This is a genomic window from Clostridium sp. DSM 8431, from assembly GCF_900116755.1.
Classification (GTDB): Bacteria; Bacillota; Clostridia; order Clostridiales; family Clostridiaceae; genus Clostridium.
This window is the reverse complement of record NZ_FPBY01000192.1, coordinates 1-6,132: the sequence shown is the minus strand read 5'-3', so window position 1 is coordinate 6,132 and position 6,132 is coordinate 1. Positions and strand designations below refer to the sequence as shown.

6 protein-coding genes and 1 pseudogene are annotated in these 6,132 nt (G+C 26.6%); 5 read left to right on the top strand and 2 right to left on the bottom strand.

Translation table 11 applies throughout. From position 1 onward, the window contains the following. Nucleotides 1–99 precede the first annotated feature (99 nt). Together BM384_RS14800 and BM384_RS17785 are read right to left on the bottom strand one after the other, a co-directional pair. Nucleotides 100–1,590 carry a recombinase family protein gene (locus tag BM384_RS14800; protein WP_090014727.1) on the bottom strand — a complete coding sequence of 497 codons (1,491 nt, stop codon included), beginning with the start codon at nt 1,588–1,590 and terminating at the stop codon, nt 100–102. Continuing rightward, nucleotides 1,584–1,745 carry a hypothetical protein gene (locus BM384_RS17785; RefSeq protein ID WP_175537407.1) on the bottom strand — a complete coding sequence of 54 codons (162 nt, stop codon included), beginning with the start codon at nt 1,743–1,745 and terminating at the stop codon, nt 1,584–1,586. Before BM384_RS17785 ends, BM384_RS14800 begins: the two co-directional genes overlap by 7 nt. 297 nt (nt 1,746–2,042) lie before the next feature. Between BM384_RS17785 and BM384_RS18570 the strand changes: the two genes are divergently transcribed. The 5 genes and pseudogenes from BM384_RS18570 to BM384_RS14780 all read left to right on the top strand — a co-directional run. Further along, nucleotides 2,043–2,168: a hypothetical protein gene (locus BM384_RS18570; RefSeq protein ID WP_278280937.1), complete on the top strand. Its 126-nt coding sequence runs from the start codon at nt 2,043–2,045 to the stop codon at nt 2,166–2,168. A gap of 1 nt (nt 2,169) precedes the next feature. Beyond that, nucleotides 2,170–3,114: a hypothetical protein gene (locus BM384_RS14795; RefSeq protein WP_090014726.1), complete on the top strand. Its 945-nt coding sequence runs from the start codon at nt 2,170–2,172 to the stop codon at nt 3,112–3,114. A gap of 449 nt (nt 3,115–3,563) precedes the next feature. Continuing rightward, entirely contained in the window at nt 3,564–4,964 is a 1,401-nt protein-coding gene (locus BM384_RS14790) for an AAA family ATPase (RefSeq protein WP_090014724.1), read from the top strand. After that, nucleotides 4,951–5,655 carry a hypothetical protein gene (locus tag BM384_RS14785; RefSeq protein WP_090014722.1) on the top strand — a complete coding sequence of 235 codons (705 nt, stop codon included), beginning with the start codon at nt 4,951–4,953 and terminating at the stop codon, nt 5,653–5,655. Before BM384_RS14790 ends, BM384_RS14785 begins: the two co-directional genes overlap by 14 nt. 255 nt (nt 5,656–5,910) lie before the next feature. After that, nucleotides 5,911–6,132: pseudogene (locus BM384_RS14780) on the top strand (hypothetical protein); the annotation flags it as partial.

The window sequence follows — 6,132 nt, the reverse complement described above, 5'->3', positions numbered from 1 at the left end:
ATAAATTAATCTAATGAACCGCCGTATGCCGAACGGCACGTACGGTGGTGTGAGAGGTCGGTAATCAAAATAATTGATTACCTCCTACTCGATTATGTACTACTTAGGCATAGGAAATCTATAGAATACTATAGGAGTTCTATCTTCTTTAACTTCAATTCTTTTAATGAATCTATTTAAAATATCAGGAGTAAGCTCATTAAAGTCTAGAAGTTCTTTCTTCATCTTAGTAAGTTCATTTAAGGCAGCATCACTAGTAAGCTTGTCTATAGCTTGCTTGCTTTGTTGAATTTTAAGTTCTAATTTAGATATTTCATCTTTAGTTGAATCAACTAATAGACGGTAGTCTTCTTTAGATATTTCACCATCTGTATATAATTGAAGAGCATTAAGTTTTCTAGCATTTAACTTGTTAAGTTGGTTTGTAGAGTTCTTTATGACCTTTTCTTGTTCTGAAACATGCTTAGAAACTGATTTCTTTAAGTTTTCAAGATATGAAGTTGAATTTAAAGAATTGATAAATCCTCTTATATCTTGAAGAATTAAGTTACAAAGTTCCTCTTCTCTAATAATGTGGCAAGAACAAGCTTTTTTACCGTGTTTATCAAAACTTCCACATACATAACCTCTTCTATTTCTTTTAAAATGCATGCCTTTACCACAATCATTACAAAACATAATTCCAGTGAAAAGGTGGAAAGATTGATGATACTTTTTATGACTTCTTTGTACTAATAACTCTTGTACTAATTTGAAATCTTCTATACTAACAATTGGTTCATGAGTATTTTCTACTATAACCGTTTTATCTGTATCATTTACTTTTCTATGCTTTGTAATAATACTAACAACACTTTGTTTTAGCTGAACCATATTTCCTATATAGGCTTGATTAGTCAGAATCTTTTTGACTGTGCTACCATGCCATTTATTATTGGCGTTACTCTTTCCAGCAATCATTGAAGGTGTTGGAACATCTTCATTGAAAAGCATTCTTGCAATAGTATCTATACCTTTACCACTAATATATTCAGAAAATATTCTTCTGACTATATTAGGTGTATCATCTTTTCTAATATATAGTTTACTATCTTTACAGATATAACCGTATGGTGGAGTTCCTCCATTAAATAGTCCAAGTTCTGCTCTGGTTCTAATTGTATGTTTTATTCTATTACTGGTTGCTTGAGCTTCATGTTCATATAGCCAAGCATACAATCCAAATAAACTGCTTTTATCTTCTAAAGTATTTATAGAACCATCAAGCACAACAATATCAGTATCACATGTTTCTGCTATTCGTTTTATCTTATGTGCATACTCTACATTTCTAGCTAATCTAGAGAGTTCTTTAGCAGCAATAAGATTTACTTTTTTATCTTCAATATCTTTTAAAAGTCTTAATAGTTCAGGACGTTTTGTAGATGTACCAGTTTCTATATCAACATAAAAGTCTACTATTTCCCAACCTTGTTTCTCTGCATGTTGAATAAATAACTCTCTTTGATTAACAAGAGAAGTTTTTTGTTCTAAAACATTTTTAGATACTCTTATATATACACCGCATTTAATTATTTTATCTCTTAGCATGATATTACATCTCCTTCCATTGAAGATGTAGTGTGATTCATAATAGTAGAATAAAGTTTATCTATCTCTTTGTCAATTTTCTCTTTTATTAAAGAGTCAATAATACCTTCCAATGATATATCTGAGTTTGAGTCAAAAATTCTTTCTATTTGCATTTAAATATCCTCCTAATTCTTGAGTGAATTTAAAAATATATTTATGAGTCTTGATTAAAACCCTAAAAAACTTTTAAGTTTTCACTATCTTTGAAAGATATATTGTGATAAGAAATATAAAACCCTAAAAAATCGAACAAAAAGAGTAAAAAATTAAATATTATAATTTTAGCTGGATTTTTAGAAGGAAATTTTATAAAAAGCAATTAATTATGAATTAATCTAGGATAAATATCTAAAAAAACAAATTCATTATAAAAAGAAAAAATATCCGATGTTATAGAGAGCAATTATATATTGCTTTTAGAAGAGGAGATAACTAGGAATTTTGCTGATATTTTTATCAGAAAGCTTGATGATTACATGGATTTAAGTGATAAATCATTTGGCAAATATGAATTTGAAAGTGAAGGTGGATATTAAAATGATACATACTGGAGAGTTTTTTGTAATACTAGATGTTGAACATGATGCAGCAGTTATAGAAGAAATGAATGAAAGGAAAGTATATACCTGTACTGGATGTAGAATTGTTTGTAGAAAAACTAGGGTAGGCAAATGTATTTTAACTAGATTACATTTAGTAGTGGATTTTATAGAGTTATTAGGAAAAGCAGATATTACACCAAGTGATGTTGATGATATAAATTATAGGATACGAAGGATTGTTGAAGATATAGTAGATAATGATAACTTTGAATTAGTCTTAAGTAGATTAGATTATAGATTTGATGTTGTAATTAAAGATAAAGAAGAAAGAGCAATGATTTTGAAATTGCTGAAGAAATCTTGTGAAAAGCATAATTACATGAGAAAGATAAATAAGTATAGAAATACAGTAAGATTCTTTTCTAAAAGCAGGTCCAATAATTTTTATGATAAAGAAGTAGAAAGGATGGATAAAAATAAAGAGATAAAACCTTATGAGAAAGATGTTATGAGATTTGAGGCTCAAATTAAAAATGAGCATACAAGATATAAAAAGAGAAGCGCTGAAGTTGAAAGAGATATTGAATCATACTTAACTTATACCATGTATAAGAACTATATGACAAAGATGGTTATAGGGGTAACAGGAAGAGGAGATTTTTATTCTTTAAAGGGTGCTATAGATATAATAAATAAACATAATGTTAGTGATGTTGTAAAAGAAGAATTACGAGAATTTCTGGTATATACATCACTGAAAAGAGATTTAGGTAAGACTAAAGAAAAGTATGACAGATATAAATATAATAAGTACATAGCTATCTTAAATGATTTGAATGTAAATCCAATAATCATTCCAGAAAAGTGGAGAAAAAGCTTTATTGCTAATCCTTTAAATAAGCTAATAAATGAATTTGAAAGTGAAGAAAGGTACCTTTAATTGGTACCTAGATTTTTTTATTTTCATATTCAGAAATTCTTCTGTAGAAGGTGTTAGACTTTAATCCTAAAGTATCTTTGAAATATTTTGTTGTTATCTTTTTTGATTTCCATTGGGTATAAAGAAACTCAAATTCATCAGATTTGATAGTAATTTCTTTTTTTGGTCTACCAAATTGAATACCTTTAGCTATAGCAGATTTAATTTTAAATTAGTTTTCATTAGAGCCTCCTATTAATTTTTATTATTTTACGAGAAATTATTGAAGATAAGATAATATGCAATGACAATTATTTTTTAATATTTTGCATATAAAGTGTATTAAAATGAATAAAGAGTGCATAATATTAAATACAAAAATCAATTTAGAAATAAAAAATATCGTTTCTTGAAATTAGATTTACAAATCATAAGCTGGAATGTTATTATATATGTAGGAGGAGAATGAAATGAAGAATATAGTAAGATTACAGGAAATTCAAATTGAAAACTTTAAAAATGTTACAAATGGTACCATAAATTTTGATAGCTTTAAAAAGAAAAAATTCTTTTCGAATTCATACGATGCAGATATACTTGGCATATATGGTCAAAATGGTTCGGGAAAAACAAGTATGGTTGAAGCAATTGATATCTTAAAAACAATTTTATCTGGAGAAAAGATTGATAAAAGTATAAAGAATTTATTGTCTTATAATACTAATTCTGCTTTTTTTAAATTTATATTTTCAATACAAGTAGAAGAAAAGAAATATATAGTAAATTATAAATTTAATTTGAGATGCAATAATGATGAGGATAGAGTTGAAATTTTCAAAGAATTATTAGAGTATTCTAGCATAGACTTTGATACTAAAAAAGTAAGTGCAGCAAGAGGGATTGTTAATTTTGATATGGATAAAGATTCAGAGGAGATTTTTTTACCTATGAAAAATTACAATATTGTTGTAAGAGAAGGTGAAAAAACAAATCTAATCGTTTCAAAGGAATTTGCTAAAGAAAATAGTACTTCATTCATTTTTAATAAACGTAGTATGCAAGTTTGGGAAAAGAGCTTTAAAGGTGAAGAGGAGTTTTATTATGAAATTCTTCGCTCATTACAAAATTATGCGATTACGTCATTTGTAATAAAAAATGATTATTTAGGACATGTTGATTTGAGTTCTATTATGCCATTAAATTTTCTGATAGACAGCAAAAAAGGAATTGCTAGAGGAATGCTTGTTATTAGGTTATTTGATACAAATACAGTTAGTAAAGAAATATTGGAAATATTAAATAAAATAATAGAACAAATAAATATTGTTTTGAATTCACTAATACCAGGGTTAACAATTGAGATAAAAATTATAAAAGAAGAACTTATGGAAGATGGAGAGGTTGGACATATATTGGAGTTATTATCCGTAAGAGAAAGTGGAAAAATTCCATTAAAATATGAATCAGATGGTATAAAAAAAATAATTTCTATATTAAGTGCCCTGATTGCAATGTACAATAATGAAAAAATTTGTGTTGTAATTGATGAATTAGATTCAGGAATTTTTGAATTTCTATTAGGTGAGTTATTGGGAGTATTAAAGGAGAAGGCAAAAGGTCAATTAATATTTACATCTCATAATCTTAGAGCATTAGAAGTCTTAGATAAGTATGACATAATATTTACAACAGCAAATCCTCAAAATAGATATATAAGGTTAAAATATGTTAAGGATAGTAATAACTTAAGAGATTTCTATTTACGTCAAATATTTCTTGGTGGACAAAATGAAATTATTTATAAAAGAACAAAAAGTTATGCTATTAGTAGAGCTTTTAGGAAAGCAGGAGTAAAAAATGAGTCAAGATAAAGTAATTGTTTTTATTGTTGAGGGATTTTCTGATAAAGAGACCCTTGACGGTATTCTAACCGAACTCTTTGATGAAAAAAGTATAGTATTTTCTATTGTAGATGGAGATATAACTACACAAAATTCTACTAAAGTAGATAATATACGTTCTAAAATTGGTAAGTGTATAGATAAAGCAATGCAAAAAGATAAGTTTTTAAATACTAATATTGATATGATAGTTCATTTAATAGATACAGATGGTGCATATATTCCAGATAGCAATATAATTGAGAATAAAAATATTGATATTTTATATAATGATAGTACTATAGAAACTGAAAATGTAGATAACATTATTAATAGAAATCATAAAAAAAGGACTATAGTTAATATTCTAAGTACTATGCAAAGTATAAATAAAGGTAGAATACGAATTCCTTATTATATGTTTTATATGTCGTGTAATTTAGAACATGTATTGCATAATATAAAGAATGCGACTCAAGAAGAAAAAAATAGTTTGGCTGAAGATATAGAAGATAGATATATAGAGAATCCAAGTGAATTTGTAAATTTTATGACAGAAAGTGATTTTTCAGTAAAAGGCGAGTATAAAGATACATGGGATTTTATTAAACAAGATATAAATTCAATTTGTAGGTATAGTAATTTTGGTTTATTCTTTGAAATAAGTAATCCTAAAAATTAGTTGTAAAATCACACTACATCTAATTAATATATTGTCTACACACAGCACTCCACACATGGAGAAACTGTTGTAAAATTAATAAAGAAATAATTACATTTTTAAAGGCAGGAGCTAATAGATTAGTTCCTGTTTTTTTCGTATTATAGAAAATTAAAAAAACTTTTATATGTAAGCGTAAAGGATTTGGTATCTAGATATTAGAAGTGTCCTCTTGGTAAAATTTATAAAAATATAAATTTTATTCGGAGGGTACTTATGTATATAAAATTAGATAATGATACTTGGGAAAAATATATAGAAGAATATTTTTCTCTTGATAAGAAAATATCTATAAAACAATTCTGCAAGGAGCGTAATATTAATCCTAGCCAATTCTTTTATCACAGAAAAAGAGTTAAAGCTAAAAATGCTCCAGTAGTTCTTCAAGCTATTAATTTAAAAGGTAAGTCAGATAATAAAGAAAAAATCACTTCTTCT

Bases quoted from the DNA above. Each gene is read 5' to 3' on its own strand.
- BM384_RS14790 (WP_090014724.1), top strand. From the start codon at position 3,564: ATGAAGAATATAGTAAGATTACAGGAAATTCAAATTGAAAACTTTAAA.
- BM384_RS17785 (WP_175537407.1), bottom strand. From the start codon at position 1,745: ATGCAAATAGAAAGAATTTTTGACTCAAACTCAGATATATCATTGGAA.
- BM384_RS14795 (WP_090014726.1), top strand. From the start codon at position 2,170: ATGATACATACTGGAGAGTTTTTTGTAATACTAGATGTTGAACATGAT.
- BM384_RS14800 (WP_090014727.1), bottom strand. From the start codon at position 1,590: ATGCTAAGAGATAAAATAATTAAATGCGGTGTATATATAAGAGTATCT.
- BM384_RS14785 (WP_090014722.1), top strand. From the start codon at position 4,951: ATGAGTCAAGATAAAGTAATTGTTTTTATTGTTGAGGGATTTTCTGAT.